The organism is Streptomyces sp. NPDC107581 (genome assembly GCF_055657175.1).
This window is the reverse complement of record NZ_JBVKBH010000001.1, coordinates 345,102-360,801: the sequence shown is the minus strand read 5'-3', so window position 1 is coordinate 360,801 and position 15,700 is coordinate 345,102. Positions and strand designations below refer to the sequence as shown.

At 68.6% G+C, this 15,700-nt stretch carries 13 protein-coding genes and 1 tRNA gene; 8 read left to right on the top strand and 6 right to left on the bottom strand.

Features of this window, described 5'->3' with window-relative positions:
* Positions 1-59: 59 nt before the first annotated feature.
* A complete protein-coding gene (locus ACZ7P3_RS01665) occupies positions 60-191 on the top strand; it encodes a hypothetical protein (RefSeq protein WP_472078357.1) in 132 nt (43 codons plus the stop codon).
* Positions 192-798: 607 nt separating this feature from the next.
* Here the strand turns inward: ACZ7P3_RS01665 and ACZ7P3_RS01660 are convergent.
* Positions 799-1,320 carry a PadR family transcriptional regulator gene (locus ACZ7P3_RS01660; RefSeq protein ID WP_472078356.1) on the bottom strand — a complete coding sequence of 174 codons (522 nt, stop codon included), beginning with the start codon at positions 1,318-1,320 and terminating at the stop codon, positions 799-801.
* A 106-nt stretch (positions 1,321-1,426) separates the two neighbouring features.
* On the opposite strand from ACZ7P3_RS01660, the gene ACZ7P3_RS01655 reads away from it, so the two are divergent.
* Entirely contained in the window at positions 1,427-1,978 is a 552-nt protein-coding gene (locus ACZ7P3_RS01655) for a DUF3159 domain-containing protein (protein WP_472078355.1), read from the top strand.
* Positions 1,979-2,168: 190 nt separating this feature from the next.
* Entirely contained in the window at positions 2,169-2,825 is a 657-nt protein-coding gene (locus ACZ7P3_RS01650; protein ID WP_472078354.1) for a TMEM175 family protein, read from the top strand.
* Positions 2,826-2,856: 31 nt separating this feature from the next.
* On the opposite strand, the gene ACZ7P3_RS01645 is transcribed toward ACZ7P3_RS01650, so the two are convergent.
* Positions 2,857-5,022: a protein kinase domain-containing protein gene (locus tag ACZ7P3_RS01645; protein WP_472078353.1), complete on the bottom strand. Its 2,166-nt coding sequence runs from the start codon at positions 5,020-5,022 to the stop codon at positions 2,857-2,859.
* Between the two features lie 653 nt (positions 5,023-5,675).
* On the opposite strand from ACZ7P3_RS01645, the gene ACZ7P3_RS01640 reads away from it, so the two are divergent.
* The gene (locus ACZ7P3_RS01640) at positions 5,676-6,221 is read left to right on the top strand and encodes a DUF4232 domain-containing protein (RefSeq protein WP_472078352.1); all 546 of its coding nucleotides are present in this window, start codon (positions 5,676-5,678) and stop codon (positions 6,219-6,221) included.
* 322 nt (positions 6,222-6,543) lie between these two features.
* On the opposite strand, the gene ACZ7P3_RS01635 is transcribed toward ACZ7P3_RS01640, so the two are convergent.
* Entirely contained in the window at positions 6,544-6,987 is a 444-nt protein-coding gene (locus tag ACZ7P3_RS01635; RefSeq protein ID WP_472078351.1) for a hypothetical protein, read from the bottom strand.
* Positions 6,988-7,196: 209 nt separating this feature from the next.
* The gene (locus tag ACZ7P3_RS01630) at positions 7,197-7,826 is read right to left on the bottom strand and encodes a TetR/AcrR family transcriptional regulator (protein ID WP_472078350.1); all 630 of its coding nucleotides are present in this window, start codon (positions 7,824-7,826) and stop codon (positions 7,197-7,199) included.
* A gap of 115 nt (positions 7,827-7,941) precedes the next feature.
* Between ACZ7P3_RS01630 and ACZ7P3_RS01625 the strand changes: the two genes are divergently transcribed.
* The gene (locus tag ACZ7P3_RS01625) at positions 7,942-8,994 is read left to right on the top strand and encodes an aldo/keto reductase (RefSeq protein WP_472078349.1); all 1,053 of its coding nucleotides are present in this window, start codon (positions 7,942-7,944) and stop codon (positions 8,992-8,994) included.
* A gap of 627 nt (positions 8,995-9,621) precedes the next feature.
* Here the strand turns inward: ACZ7P3_RS01625 and ACZ7P3_RS01620 are convergent.
* Positions 9,622-9,695 (bottom strand) — tRNA-Gly (locus ACZ7P3_RS01620).
* 534 nt (positions 9,696-10,229) lie between these two features.
* Here ACZ7P3_RS01620 and dcd point away from each other — a divergent pair.
* Positions 10,230-10,805 (top strand): dCTP deaminase, encoded by a 576-nt coding sequence (gene dcd, locus ACZ7P3_RS01615; RefSeq protein ID WP_472078348.1) that lies wholly within the window; start codon positions 10,230-10,232, stop codon positions 10,803-10,805.
* Between the two features lie 13 nt (positions 10,806-10,818).
* Positions 10,819-11,316, top strand: coding sequence for a phosphoribosyltransferase (locus ACZ7P3_RS01610; RefSeq protein ID WP_472078347.1), 498 nt, complete (start codon positions 10,819-10,821; stop codon positions 11,314-11,316).
* A 697-nt stretch (positions 11,317-12,013) separates the two neighbouring features.
* On the opposite strand, the gene ACZ7P3_RS01605 is transcribed toward ACZ7P3_RS01610, so the two are convergent.
* Positions 12,014-14,602: an ATP-binding protein gene (locus ACZ7P3_RS01605; RefSeq protein WP_472078346.1), complete on the bottom strand. Its 2,589-nt coding sequence runs from the start codon at positions 14,600-14,602 to the stop codon at positions 12,014-12,016.
* A gap of 533 nt (positions 14,603-15,135) precedes the next feature.
* Between ACZ7P3_RS01605 and ACZ7P3_RS01600 the strand changes: the two genes are divergently transcribed.
* Positions 15,136-15,700, top strand: a 565-nt coding sequence (locus ACZ7P3_RS01600) for a hypothetical protein (RefSeq protein WP_472078345.1), incomplete at its 3' end; no start/stop codon positions are given.

The window sequence follows — 15,700 nt, the reverse complement described above, 5'->3', positions numbered from 1 at the left end:
TCAACCAACCCGTACTTTCGCCAGGCGTGGTTGTCAGTGCCCGGCCCCAGGGTGCCCGCGTGACGACATTTCGGTCCGGCTTCACGCTCTGGCAAATGGTCCGGACGGCGCGGGACCTCACCGAGCATGCGCGCGTCCGGGAGCGCGTCGACGCGGTGCTGCACGTCATGTGCGGCCTCGGTGGGACGTAAGGCAAGGGCAGGCCCCTGGAGGACGTGGCTCAAGAGTCCGTCCTCCACGGTGACTTCGCACTCGCCCAGCGCTTCCGGCGCTTTGCCGCCTATGCCGGAGGCGAGTTGTTCCTCGAGATCCTGGAGAACTACTACGACGACGAAGCTCGGCAGCGCAGCGAGGACAGCATGCGGAGGATGGTCGCCATGGGCGCTGACAGGGCTCGACGACCACGCGATTCGGCTCGACGGTCCGATGGACGGGATGATCACAGTCGCCGGCCCGATCATCCACCGCGCAGAGGCGACATGGCTGTCCTCCCGCCTCGCCGCCTCCCACCACCTGCGCACCTGACCCGACCACCACCCCGGCCGTCCGACTGCAATGCGGTTCGTACAACACGGTCGTCGGGGCGAGGATCAGCACCGGCCGGCAGGGCTACCGAGGCCTCTTGTGGCAGGGATCCGGCTCAGGGGTCCCCGTAGAACAACAAGGCCCAGGTCTCTGACCTGGGCCTTCAGCGTGGAGCGGGTGACGCGACTCGAACTCGCCCGCTCGGCCGGGGATGTGGCTCCGTCGCGTTCTTGATGAGGAGTGACAACACCTTTGCCGGTCGGGTGCGGTGGCCTACAGATGCTCGGTGAGCTGCTCGGCGGCCCAGTGCGCCCATTGCTCGGCGGTCCGGGAGCCCCGGAGACCGTATTCGAGGATGAGCCAGCCGCAGACCTGGACGGGGTCGCCGATCCATTCGGCGTTGTCGCGGATGGCTTCCAGCATGGCGAAGCGGTCGCGGTTCTGGTCGGCGAACTTCTCGAGGTACGCGGTGCCTTCGTCCCGGGTGAGGGTCCACAGGAAGAAGATGCGGAGCAGGGCGGCGCTTCGGAACGCGAGGTCGAGGTCGGGCTCGGTGAGCCAGCGCCGCAGTTCCGTGCGTCCGGCCTCGGTGATGCCGTATTCGCGGCGCTGGCGGGCGCCTGTCCCGGTGACCTCGATCAGACCTCTCTCGCTGAGCTTGGCCAACTCGCCGTAGACCTGGCTCTTCTGGGCCGGCCACACGGCGTCCAGGCCGGTCTCGAAGCGCTTGAGCAGGTCGTATCCGCTGGCGGGCTTCTCGGCGAGGAGCCCGAGAAGGGCGTGGGGCAGGCTCATGGCCTCACCCTACCGTTCCGGGTTTCACCCGTCATGGCTGGACGATGCATGGTCGACCGGTCATACTTGGACCGTCCAACATTGGACACAAGTGGGGAGGTCTTCGGTGAACTACGTCCGCGGTTTCGCGCCCTGGCTGTGTTACGCGGCCCTGAGCCCGGTCGACTGGCGGCTGGGCACATGCGCCGCTGCCCTGGCCGCTCTGTTCCTGCTCGCCGGGCAGCTCCGCGCCCGCAGCATCGATCTGCTGGGCGCCGCCACCTGTGCGTTCTTCGTGGCCATGGCCGCCATCGCGACAGCGGACCCGGCCTCGTCACTGCAGCACTGGATCTGCGCCCTGGCGAACGGCACCCTGGCGGTCACGGCCCTGACCTCCCTCGCCGTACGGCGCCCCTTCACCTCGTCCTTCGCCCGGGCCCAGGTGCCCCCTGAGTTCTGGCACGCCCCCCGGTTCATCAGGGTCAACATGGTCCTGACCGCCATCTGGGCAACCGCGTTCACCATCGCGGCGCTCGCCTGCGCCGCCATCGTCCACTACGACCACGCCGAGGCCCTGCCGCTGGTCACCGTCCAGATCCTGGCGTTCGTCGTCCCGTTCGTCCTCTGCGGCCGCTACGCCGAGCGGGCCAAGGCCGGCTCCGGACGAGCCATGGCATGACCACTCCCGCACCGTGGCCGCCGCGCCGGCCGGCCCGGGTCGATGACATCGACGGGTCGGCTCCGGCCGATCGCCACATGCCGGTTCGGCATCCGGCCGGCTCCGGTCGACCGCCACATGACGGTTCGACAGGGCCGGCTCCGGCCGTTCGCCACATGCCGGTTCGACATTGATGGAAGGAAGCAACAACATGGCCGGGACCACGGTGCGGAGCACCGCAGGGACGCGGGAGCGGGCCGACGAGAGCGAGTTGGTCAGTCCGGAGCGGCTGATCTACTTCTCGGACGCGGTGGTGGCCATCGCCATCACCCTGCTGGCCCTGGAATTGCCGGTCCCCACCGGGAACGTCCACGGCAACACCGGTGTGCTGCACTTCCTGCGCGACCACCTGACGGAATACATGGCCTTTCTGGTCAGCTTCTCGGCCATCGCCATGCACTGGATGATCCATCAACGCCTCTTCCGCTACGCGACCGGACTGGCGGGCGGCGTCATCCGATGGAACCTGCTGTGGCTGCTCATGATCGTCCTCGCACCGTTCACGACAAAGCTGCTGACCAGCGAGGCCGATGCCTTTCAGGTCCAGTTCATCGTGTACGCGGCCGGTCAGGCACTGACGGGGCTGTTCTTCAGGCTGGCCTTCTCGGACCTGCGCAGGTCCGGGATGCTGCGCGCCCACACCCCGCCCGAGGCTGTCGCCGACACCCTGGGATGGGTGACCGCGATGATCGTGACGTTCCTGATGTCGATACCCGTCGCCCTCGTCACGCACTGGGCGCCCCTGTGCTGGGCACTGCTTCCGCTGACCCGGATCTGCCTGCGCTCCCTCGAACGCCGGACCGCCTGAGGACGCGACCCGGGCGAACGGCCGCGGCCCGTCAGGCGGGTCCGTCCGGGCTCCGGGAGAAGGCCGTGTAGCCGGCCATCGCCACGATCGCGTCCCTGACGAGCAGCACGCGCGGCGGATAGTCCTGCGCCTTGTCACCGGCGTCGGCCAGTGCGGAGGTGCGCCAGACCTCCGCTCCGGTGCGGCTGTCCAGTGCCAGCAGACGGCCGAAGCGGTTGGCGAAATAGACCCGCTTGTACGTCGCCGACACCGCGGGCGCGGACAGGCTCTCCACGTCCGTCACCTTCTGCCAGAGTTGTCTGCCGCTGTCCGCCGACACCGCGGTGACCGTCCCGTCCGACCGGACGAAATAGACGACGCCGTCCACAAGGGTGGCCGCGCCGGTCAGCGGATGTGCCAGCGGTATCCGTCTGACCTGACCGGTTTCCGAGGCCACCCGCAGCAGCGCGTTGTACGGCCGCTCGTACCCGGCCTCGTACACGTCCTTCGCGGTCTGGGGGGCGAGGAACAGGGGCTGCCCGCCGACGGCGCCGAGCGCTTCCGCCTTCTTGGGCAGTGTGGCGGTCTCGGTCAGGCTGCCGGGTCCGAGCTTCATCAGCTCGACCGGGGCCTGGCCGGGCTCGGTGCCCGCCGAGCACAGGGCGTGGGGGACGCCGCCCAGCACCGACGGGGTGCAGTACTCGTCCAGCGAGGGCGCCCGCCACAGCTTCTTGCCGGAAGGCCCGTAGGCCACGAACGACGAGTTGTCGGGAGACAGGGTCAGCAGTCCGCCGTCGTACAGGACCGCCTCCTCGGACAGGCTGATGTCGCGTTGCCACCGCCGGTGCCCGGTACCGGCGTCGAGGGCCACCACGCGTCTGGTCCTGTCGTCCGGTTCCTCGTACATGTAGACCAGCCCGTCGCGAACGCCGATCGGCTGCACCCCCTGAGGGCGGGTGCCGGTCCGCCACAGGGTGCGGCCGGAGGCCGCGTCGATCCTGGCGGCCGTGAAGCCCGTACCGCCACAGAACAGGGCGCTTCCCTCCGCCACGCACCCGGGGCTGTCGTAGTCGAGGGGGACGCCCTTCACGTCGTACCGCAGCTTCGTCTGCCACGGCCGCCAGCCGTCGGGCAGTGACGCGGCACGGGCGGCGTCCGTGGCGGTGGCGCCGGAGGCGGTGGTGGTGCCCGAACCGGACGCGTAGACGCCCACCCCGATACACAGCCCCGTGACGGCCAGCAGCGCGCCGAGGCCGGTGAGCAGCACCCGGGTTCGGCGTCGCTTGCCGGTGCCGGTGCTCATGCCGGTGCCGGTCTCGACGTCCGCGGAGGCGGTGGCCGCGCTCCGAGAAGCGGGGCGGCGCGGGGGCCGCGCGGACTGCCCGGTCGTCGGGGACCCCGTGGCGTCGGATTCCGGCAGCGCCCGGAGCATGCGGTGTATGTCCGTCAGTTCCGGCCGTGCGGCCGGGTCCTTGTCCAGGCAGCGCTCGACGATGCCCAGGAGCGCTTCGGGCACTCCGCCGAGGTCCGGTGCTCCGTGCACCACCTGATAGCCGGTTATGTACGGGCTGCCGGCGTCGAACGGTCCCGTGCCGACGGCCGCGAACACCAGCAGTGACCCCAGTGAGAACACGTCCGAGGCCGGGGTGACGTCGCGGGGAGCTTCCAGTTGTTCCGGCGACATGAAGGGCGGAGTGCCGATCATCCGTCCGGTCGTGGTGAGGCTCTGGTTGTCGGAGGCGCGCGATATGCCGAAGTCGATGACGCGCGGCCCGTCCTCGGTCATCAGGACGTTGCGCGGTTTGAGGTCCCGGTGCACCAGGCCCGCCCGGTGGATGTCGCGCAGCGCCTCGGTGAGCCCCAGCCCCAGCGCGCGCAGTTCACGCCGGTTCAGCGGGCCGTCCTTGTCCACGACTTCGGCAAGGTCGAGCCCCGGCACGTAGAGCGTCGCCATCCACGGCCGGTCGGCGTCCGGGTCGGCGTCCACGACGGGCGCGGTGAAGGCACCGCTCACTCTGCGCGCCGCCGCGATCTCCTGCCGGAAGCGCGTCCGGAACTCCTCCTCCTGGGCATACGGCTCGTGCACGAGCTTGACCGCGACCTGCCGTCCCGAGGCGGAGACTCCCAGATAGACGACTCCCATGCCGCCCGCCCCGAGCCGACCGAGGAGGGTGTACCCGCCTATGGACTCCGGGTCCCGGGTGCTCAGGGGCGTCATCGCCGATCACCCTTCCCAGCGCCTGCCTGCCTCACGTGGATCAGAGTAGGGCCTGCCGTCCCGGAACCGTGGCCGCGCCCATCAGGCATCGGTGCCCCTGTGCCCCTGTGCCCCTGTGCCCCTGTGCCCCTGTGCCCCTGTGCCCCTGTGTCCCTGTGTCCCTGTGCCCTTGTGCTCCTGAGCCGTGCGACGGGTCGTCCGTCCGGACGAGGACTCAATTCCTGGCCGTCCATGCCGGTGCCGGTGCCGGTGCCGAGGTCGAAGCCGAGGTTGATGCCGAGGTCGAAGCCGGTGTTGATGTCGAAGCCGATGTCGGAGTCGGAGTCGAACCCCATCCTCCATCTCCCATCCTCCATCCCATCCGGCATCCCAGGAAGGCTGCGTTTCCGCAGTTCAGAGCCCGTTCGCGCGTTCCAGCATCCCGAAACTCCCGAAGGGAATGGCGGATGGAGCGCCGCATGGCACAGGCTTGCGTCAGCCGGGCACGACGCCTCGCCGGACATGGCGATCGTCCTCGCTCAACTCCGCGTTCACGGCCCGCACATCCGGCGCGCCTGCGCACACCACACGCAGCACGGCCAAGAGCAGGACAGACCGGCACTCCCTGCAAGCGGAAGATCCTCTTCCTAATATTCAGAGAAAGCAGTCCACCCATGCGTATCGCCACTCGCTTCGCCTCCCGCGCGGCCGCCTCCTCCCTGGTCGTCGCCGCCGTCGCGCTCGCCGGCTTCCAGGCCACCGAGCAGAGCGCCTCCGCCGCCACCAAGAAGGCGGCCTCGGTGGTCACCTGCACCACGGCGAACACCAAGCTGAGCGTCACCAAGGTGAACCGTCCGATCAACCACCTGCTGCTCACGGCGACCAACACCGGCACCAAGTCCTGCTACGCCTACATCGCCCCCTTCCTGAGGGCCGGTGCCGACGCCCAGGCCCCGCTGGCGTGGGCCGAGGAGACCACGCCGCAGGCCGTGGTGACGCTCGGGCCGGGCCAGTCCGCGTACGCGGGCATCACGACGTCCACCCCCGAGGGCGAAGGGGGCTACAAGACGAAGACCCTGGGCGTGTTCTTCGCCGACAGGAAGGGCAACGCGATCAACACGGAGAAGACCCTGAAGCTGCCGGACGGCGGTGTCTTCTTCAACAGCACGGCCACCGTCACCTACTGGCAGGACAACGCGGCGGACGCCCTCTCCTGGTAGCCGCCCCGGCGCCCGCGGCCGTTCCGCCTCGTCGGCGGCGGTGGCACAGCGGGCGCCCCCACCTTGCACTCGACGACAGACAATCCCCAGGTCACCGACCTGGGGATTCCCTTCTGGTACCTGCACAACGGCAAGGTCGAGAAGTTCAACTGCTACGTCGGCTACGCGAAGATGTACGCCGACATGGGCGTGAACCTCGACTGGGCCTCGGCGGTCAACAAACACAGAGCCGTTCCCCGGCGGGTGCGGCCCGGCAGCAGGCCACCGCGGCGGCCCAGATGGTGGTGGCGACCGCTGCCGCCGCGTGGCTCACGGCACGGATCTACGGCGCTCGGTCCTCCACTCCCGGGTCGCTCCCGAGCAACCGCAGAGCCTCCCCGCGGACGTCGGCGTCCGCGTCGGCTGTAAGTGCCTCGAGTTGCTGCACGAACTCGTCCCGCCGGCCATCGGCGATCATCCAGCTCTGATGGTTGAACACCTCGCCGTCGAGCTGGTCGGCAGTGCACCACGCCTCAGCCCGTGACAGCGTCGCAAGAACGATACGCAGACCAAGAAGATCCCGTCGTTGCAGCAGCGCCTCCGCCGTTTCTTGCGTGACAGCAGTGTCGTGAGGGTCCAGCAGAAGCCGTTCAAGGACCGATGTGACATCTTCCCGGCCTGCAATCGCCGCCAGCTGCCTGCCTGCGGCAGCTCTGCAAGACCATGACTCCGACTCGGCGTCGCGGAGCGCCGCCATCAATCGGCCTGCGCCCTGCTCCTGGCTCACGCAGCCATGTTGCCCTCCTCCGGGCCGCATGCCTACTTCGTTTCCAAGGTCGACTCCGGTTGGTCCGGCCCCGGTGATCGCCCCGATGCCCGGCTGCAACGACGAGAACGCAGCCCGGCTCGCCGAAGAGGCCGGAGGGACCTGGCGTCACCATGCGCCAGGTGATCACTCACGGCGACCCGCGCTCAGCGACGGATGCGGCGAGCCGGTCACGCGCGACCTTCGTCGCCCCGCAGGTACGCCCCCGCACGCGCTGCAGCCACTGCGGCCTCGGCGGCCCGGTCTGCGGCGGCTTCGTCGAGGCGGTCGCCGCTGGTCAGCAGGCGGTAGTAGAGGGGGGCGGAGACGGCACGGATCACCTCGTGGACATCGGTGCCCTCGGGCACCTCGCCCCGGTCGATGGCCTGTTGGACGCAGGGTGCCCATTCCTCGACGCGGATGTCGTAGAAGCGGTGCAGGGCCTCGGCTGTCTTCGCCTCGCAGGTGGCGGCGGCGATCACCGCCTTGAACAGCGCTCCTTGCCGCGGGTCGGCCAAGGTGCGCTGCACGAGCCGGGCGTTGGCCTTGAGATCACCGAGCAGCGAGCCGCTCTCGGTACGCGGCAGTGACTGTTCGGCCATGTCCAGCAGCAAATCGGCCACCAGGCCGGTCACTGTTCCCCAGCGGCGGTACACGGTGGTCTTGCCCACCTCGGCACGGCGCGCGATGTCGGCGAGGTCCAGGTGGGCGAAGCCATGCTCCGCCAAGGCGTCCCCAGCCGCTCGCAGCACCGACGCCCGCACCCGCGCCGTGCGCCCTCCGGGACGGACGGTCCCCGGATCCGCACTCTCAAATTCCATAACGGGACTCCCGTTCCGTTAATCACCCGCATCTGCTACGTTGGGAAACACGTTAACGGAACGCCAGGACCATTAGCCAGTCCGGGCGGCGAGAGATGACGAGAGAGGAACAGCCATGGAATACAGGCGGCTGGGCGCATCCGGCCTCAAGGTCCCTGCACTGAGCTTCGGCGCCGGCACCTTCGGCGGCCAAGGGCCGCTGTTCGGTGCCTGGGGCAACACCGACGCGCGAGAGGCCCGCCGTCTCGTGGACATCTGCCTCGACGCCGGGATCACGATGTTCGACACCGCCGACGTCTATTCCGGCGGAGCCTCCGAGGAGGTGCTGGGCGAAGCGATCAAAGGCCGCCGGGACCAGGTGATCGTGTCCACCAAGACCGGCCTGCCGATGGGTGACGGCCCGGGCGATGCGGGCTCCTCTCGTTCGCGCCTGATCACCGCGTGTGAGGACGCCCTGCGCCGGCTCGGTACCGACTACATCGACCTGTTCCAGCTGCACGCCTTCGACGCCGGCGTGCCGATCGAGGAAGTCCTGTGCACACTCGACGATCTCGTACGAGCAGGGAAGGTCCGCTACCTCGGCATCTCCAACTTCTCCGGCTGGCAGGCGATGAAGTCCCTCGCGAGTGCGGAGAGGTACGGCCACCCGCGCTATGTCGCACATCAGGTCTACTACTCACTCGTCGGCCGTGACTACGAATGGGAGCTGATGCCCCTCGGGCTCGATCAGGGCCTCGGAGCCCTCGTCTGGAGCCCGCTGGGCTGGGGGCGGCTCACCGGCAAAGTCCGCCGCGGCCAGTCGCTCCCGGCCAACAGCCGGCTGCACCACACCGCGGACTACGGCCCGCCGGTCGAGGACGAACACCTCTACCGCGTGGTCGACGCCCTCGACGAGATCGTGCAGGAGACCGGCAGGACCATTCCGCAGATCGCCATCAACTGGCTGCTGCAGCGACCGACCGTCTCCTCCGTGATCATCGGTGCCCGCAACGAGGAGCAGCTTCGCCAGAACCTCGGTGCCGTCGGTTGGACGCTCACGCCCGACCAGATGGCGAAACTCGATGCGGCGAGTGGCAAGACGGCGCCCTACCCGTACTTCCCTTACCAGCGCCAGGAAGGCTTCGCCCGCCTCAACCCACCGGTTGTCACACCTCCGCCTGCTGCATGACATCGGCGTCAAGTGGCGTCAAGTGGCAGCAAGTGGCAGCAAGTGGCAGGAACGTACAGCCGCGAGTCCCGGACTCGGGCTGGGGATGCTGCCTCGCCCAACGCCTGCCCGGGGCCTGCACAGCTGTGGTGACAGCCTCTCCCTCTGTCGGCCGACTTGTCGGCACGACCACGGGCCGGCTCCTCATCCGCGCCGTCGCCCTGTCCATGCCCGGCGGTGCCACCGCGCAGGGGGAACGCGCGCAGCAGTTCCGGCGCCGGATCGCCTCCGTCGAGAGCATCCGGGAACGGGCGGTGGCCCGCGGCGAGACCCCTCCGCCCCTGGAGGGGATCCTGGACCAGCTCATCGCGCCCGCTCTGCCTTCGGGCGATCTTCGGCATCGACCTCCCGGCCACCGGCTACCCCGAACTGCTCGTGGACAGACTGCTCGGCGACACGCGGGCGCCCGGCACCGCCTGAACGTGGCACACCCCGACACCCGGCGCCAACACCGAGGACATACCGCCTCCTCGAGGCCGTCATGGGCCAAGAAGTCCGCCGGGAAGCCTTCTGGCACGAATCTGGCACGCGACGACTGATCACGATGGACAGCAAAAAGGCCCGGGTCGATGACCTGGGCCTTTGTCATGGAGCGGGTGACGAGAATCGAACTCGCGCTCTCAGCTTGGGAAGCTGATGTTCTACCATTAAACTACACCCGCGTAATATGGACAGATTGACTCTTGGAGAGTTGATGTCCGAACGCTCGCTCACTGTACCTCATCGCAGACACCCCGTGTGTGGATCACCGGGGCGGGGTGTGGCGGAGGCATGGGATCCCCCTGCGGAGGGCCCGAGTTGGGGCGTACCGTGGGGGAGTGGGAGAGGGTCCGGGTGGGGCCGGAGAGCCTCCTGGAGAGTCGTCTCTTTGATCCCGTAATGTGGCTTTTGTCGTCAGGGCAGTAAGCCGGACGCGGCTCTTGGGGAAGGGACTTGAGGGATTTGATGCAACGCACCGTCGTTCGCTGTGCGGACGGGCATGTCTTCAGCAGCGCTTCGTTCCCGATGCAGCAGGCCGAGCGGCTCGGCCCCGGCCGGCTGGTGAGGTGCCCCCGCTGCGCCCGGCTCCGCAGTGTGGTGCCGGTCACCCTGCAGAAGCGGTAGCGGGCGGGACGGCCGACCGGACCGGGAAGATCGAAAGGCGCGCGGGTCGTCACGATTGTCACGGCTCCGCGCGCCTTGCGTATCCTCGGGGCGTGCTTCTCTCAGACAAGGACATCCGGGCCGAGATCGACGCCGGGCGGGTACGGATCGATCCCTACGACCATTCCATGGTGCAGCCGTCGAGCATCGACGTCCGGCTGGACCGGTACTTCCGGGTGTTCGAGAACCACCGGTACCCCCACATCGACCCCTCGATCGAGCAGGCCGACCTGACCAGACTGGTCGAGCCCGAGGGGGACGAGCCGTTCATCCTGCACCCCGGTGAGTTCGTGCTGGCGAGCACGTACGAGGTCATCTCGCTTCCCGACGACCTCGCCTCGCGACTCGAGGGGAAGAGCTCGCTCGGGCGGCTCGGGCTCGTCACACACTCCACCGCCGGGTTCATCGACCCGGGGTTCAGCGGCCACGTGACCCTTGAGCTGTCCAACCTCGCCACCCTGCCGATCAAGCTCTGGCCGGGGATGAAGATCGGTCAGCTGTGCATGTTCCGGCTCAGCTCGCCCGCCGAGTTCCCGTACGGCAGCGAGCGCTACGGCTCCCGGTACCAGGGGCAGCGCGGGCCGACCGCATCGCGGTCCTTCCAGAACTTCCATCGGACCCAGGTGTGAGGGCGAGGACGACATGAGTGACGTACGGGAGAACCTGACCTACGAGCGGTTCGGGGTCGCCGTCCGCGAACTGGCGCAGACCATCGCCGACGACGGGTACGAGCCCGACATCGTGCTCAGCATCGCGCGCGGCGGCGTGTTCGTCGCCGGCGGGCTCGCCTACGCCCTCGACTGCAAGAACATCCATCTCGTGAACGTCGAGTTCTACACGGGAGTCGGTCAGACTCTCGAAATGCCCGTCATGCTGGCCCCGGTGCCCAATGCGATCGATTTCTCGAACAAGAAAGTTCTGATCGCGGACGATGTGGCCGACACGGGCAAGACGCTCAAGCTGGTGCACGACTTCTGCCTGGACCACGTCGCCGAGGTGCGTTCCGCGGTCATCTACGAAAAGCCGCATTCGCTCGTCAAGTGCGAGTACGTGTGGAAGCGCACGGATGACTGGATCAACTTCCCGTGGTCGGTCGAACCGCCTGTCGTGAAGCGGGCGGGTCAGGTTCTCGACGCCTGAGAGCCTCCGGGCGGAACGGGCGGGACGGGCGGCCGTAGTCGGTTATGTGCGTCTGTCTCTCGGTGTATGTGCGCCTGTCTCGTGGTCGGAGTTCCGCGGCCGTCGGGGCGGCGCGTCAGGTGCCGCGGGTCTGCCGTCGGTCCCGGCGGTCTCACTCCGGTCGGCTCGGGTGAATGTCGTTCAGGCTGTCGACGACCGTCACGGACGGTGGATTCGAAGGCGTGGGCACCTGGATGAGGATGGGGACATAGACCATGGCGCCGTGTCTGTATTCGGCCTTCCATGAATTGCGGTAGCACACGATTCCGTTCGGATTTCCGCGTGTCGCATAGCATCGAAGTGCCGACTCCGCCGCGGGTGCGGTCTGGGCTTTCCGTGGCAGGGCACCTGCTTCAATCGGTGACGCGCCCCATGCGCCGAGCACCATGCAGCAGACGGCCGCAGCCGCAGGACCGACACTCCGCAAGGCTGCTTTCTGCATCTGCATCACCCTGAAAGCTGCGAGTGAACCGACGCGTTCCATTGTCGCACGGCGGGGACGGGGACCGCCCGATGATCTCCCGGCCTCCATACGGGAAATGCGGCCGAGCGGCCCGATCTGATTCCCGTCCGTTTCCCCGCAGGCGAGTCGACATCTGTGGATTTCCTCAATTCGGGACTGCGGGACTGCGGGACTGAGGTGCTGCGGTGCTGTTCTTCAGCGTCCGGAGGGGTGGAGTCTGCGGGCGGCTTCGTGGCGGGTGTGGACACCGAGTTTGGTCAGTACCGCGCCCACGTGATGCCCGGCGGTCTTGGGGGTGATGTAGAGGCGGGCGGCGATCTCGGCGTCCGACAGGCCCTCGTTCAGCAGCTTCAGGACGTCCAGCTCCCGGTTGGTCAGCCCGTACGGATTGGCCCGGGTGGACGCCCGCGGCCCACGCCGGATCGGGCGGACACCGCGGGCGCGCATCACGGCGCGGGTGCGCGCCGCGGCCGGCCGGGTGCCGAGCGTCTCGAAGGCGGCCAGAGCCTGGTGCAGCGCGGGTGCGTCGCCGGCCAGGCGGGCCAGCGCGGCGTCGTAGGGGCAACCGAGCTCGTCCCATCGTGTCGCGGCGCCGGCCCAGTCACCGGCCAGCTCCAGCGCGTAGGGTCCGGCCGCAGGCAGCTGCGGGGGTGTTCCTCCCACGCGGCGGATCCAGCAGGCCAGGGGCCCGGACAGCCAGGGATGGGTACGCTCCGCCAGCGCGGCCAGACCGCATCGGGCCTCCTCCTGGACCAGCTCGTGATCACCGGCCAGCCAGGCCGCCTCGACCCGCGCCTCCCACCCCAGCCCCGTGTCCAGCAGGCAGTTGGAGTCGACCAGGCTCGCCGCCTGCTCCAGCAGCGGCCACACCTGGGCCTTGCCCTGACGGGCCCGCACCAGGCCCTGGACGGTCAGGGCCAGGGCCCGGACGACCGGTGGTGAGCCGGGGTGGCACAGCACCTTCTGCGCGGCATCGGCGGCCTGAGTCCACAGGCCCCGGTTCAGCAGTCCCCAGCTGCCCCAGGCCCTCGTGCACAGCACGTAGGACAGCAGGTCGTGGTCGAGGCAATAGCCCTCCGCCCGGCGCACGGCCGCAGTGGTCCGGGCGGCATCGTGCTGCAGCGCGGCGGACCAGCACATGACGAGCGCCATGAAGCCCGCGTCCACCGGCAGATCCTGCGCCATCGCGCTGGACACCGCCCGGTCGCAGTCCGCCCAGCCGCCCCCTTCGCTCAGCGTGCGGGCCACCGCGGCATGGAAGCGCGCCTGGACGACCACTCCCGCATCGCCGAAGCGCTCACCCAGGGCGATCGCCCTCTCGGCGTAGGCGGCGGTCACCGCCGCCCCCTCGTGCTCGTAGCAGGCCAGCTGACAGAGGTTCAGGTACGCCCGTGCCAGCTCCCGGCTCGGCCCCAGCCCTTCGAGCACCCGCACCGCATCCAGACCGGTCTGTGCGGCCTCGGCGGTCCGCCCGGCCGGCCACAGCCAGCACGACAGCCAGCGCAGGTCCTCCCCCTCGCGCAGCCGGTCGCCCAGCGCACGGCGCAGCCGCACCGCCCTACGGCGGGAAGCGATGCCCTCATCGAGCCGGCCGGACAGGAGGCAGGCCCGCGAATGGCCCTCCAGCAAGGAGGTCTGCTGGTCACGCGGAAGGCGATCGGCGTGCCGCAGGGCACGGGCGTACTGGGCGGCTGCTTCCCGGTGCGCGCCCGACGCGGCAGCGTGGGCGGCCGCCGCGGGCGCGTACTCCAGTACGGCGTCCGGATCGCCGGCGCCCTCGGAATGATCGGCCAGCAGCGCCAGATCGTCCGCGGCGACCGGCCCGGACCGCATCGCCGCCAGCACCTGCCGGTGTACCCGCAGTCGGGAGGCGGCGGGGACGGCCTCCAGCACCGCCAGCCGGGTCAACTCATGGCGGAACTCGGTCTCTTGCCCGTCGGTACGCACAATTCCGCAGGCCACGGCCTCATCGAGCGCTTCCTCCGGGGCCGGCAGGACGCCGGCCAGCAGCGGCAGCGGAACCCGGCGCCCCAGGACGGCCAGCACGTCGACGACCACGCGCGCCGCGGCCGACAGGCCGGCCAGGCGGCCGGAGACGGCCTCGCGCACCGTGGCCGGGATGGGTTCGGCGGGGGAGGCCAGGATTTCGGTGACGATGAACGGGTTGCCTGCGGAGACGTGGTACAGCTGCTCGGCGTCGACAGCGTGTCCGGCGGCCAGCCGGGCCACGGCCCGGAGGCTCAAAGGGGCCAGGTCGTGGCGGTGGACCCACGGATAGCCGGCCAGGGTGCCGAGCAGAGCGGTCAAGTGGTGGGTGCGGCCGATCTCGTCGTCGCGGTGGGTGGCCACCACCAGCGCCGGAACGCTCGGCAGCCGCCGGGCCAGGTAGCGCAGCAGGTCCATCGTGGCCTCATCGGCCCAGTGGATGTCCTCCACGACCAGCAGGCTGGGATAGGCGCTCAGGTCGGCGAGCAGACAGTCGAAGACCTCATCGGAACGGCAGGCGCCGCCCAGCGCCTCGGTCAGGGCAGTGCGTACCGCCCGGCCCAGGCGCGGCGCCAAGTCCATGAGAGGGCCCAGGGGGCGGGGGGAGGCCAGCGGGTCGCAAGCACCGACCAGGACCCGGATGTCGGGATCGGTCAGCTGCGCCAGGCGGTGGACGACGCTGGTCTTGCCGATGCCGGCTTCGCCGCGCACAAGGGCCAGTCGTCCAGGGCCGCTCACGGCCGCCTGCAGGTGACCGGTGAGGTCCCGGAGTACGGCCTCTCGCTCTAGCAGGTCCATCACCAGCCAGTTTCCCTCCGCGGCCGGAGCCGCGCAAAAGATCCGGACCGATCAAGGCAGGTCGGCCGATGGGGTGGTGTCGTGGGATGCGGTGGGGCGCGCCACGGTGGGATGTGAGGTGCACCGGGGTGGGACGTGGGGTGTGGCGGGGGCGGAACTTGGGGTGTTCACCCGATGTGTCCCCGGCCGCTGAAGGGCATGCTGGCCGAAGAGTTCCAGAACCCGGGTCTCCCGGTTCGAAGCTCACGCAGGCCCGTGCGGTACATGTCGCTCACCCCACGCCTCCGAAACGACCGGCAGCGAATCCAGCCAAAAAGTGCCGGACACACCAGGTTGCCGTCGTCTGTCGAGTCACGAGATTCCGGAGGGCGAAGCGGTGGACGTGCCAGGGCGGGCCTGGTCGGTCCATCGGGACAAACGCGTGGATCAACTCGAACCCTCGGGAACCGACCTGGCGGCGCATTCTGCGGAGAGCGTTCCGTAAGCGATTGGCCGCGAATCGAGAGAATCCATACGCAGCGGAAGGAACCATCATGCTCAGCAAGATCGCACAGCGTACCGCAGTGCTGACCGCATCGGCCGCTCTTGCCGCGGGAGGCGCGCTGGCGCCCTCTGCCGCCTTCGCAGCCCCAGCACCCACAGGAACTCACGCAACGGCGCCGAATGACAACGGAGGGGCGAACAACAACAACAATAACAACAACAACGGCGGAGGCGGGAACAACAACAACAATAACAACAACAACGGCGGGGGCGGGAACAACAACAACAATAACAACAACAACGGCGGAGGCGGGAACAACAACAATAACAACAACAATAACCGTCACAAGGGCAAGGGCGCGAACAACAACAACAATAACAACAACAACGGCGGAGGAGGGAACAACAACAATAACAACAACAACAACGGCGGAGGAGGGAACAACAACAATAACAACAACAACGGCGGAGGCGGGAACAACAACAACAATAACAACAACAACGGCGGAGGCGGGAACAACAACAACAATAACAACAACAACAACGGCGGAGGAGGGAACAACAACAATAACAACAACAACGGCGGAGGCGGGAACAACAACAACAATAACAACA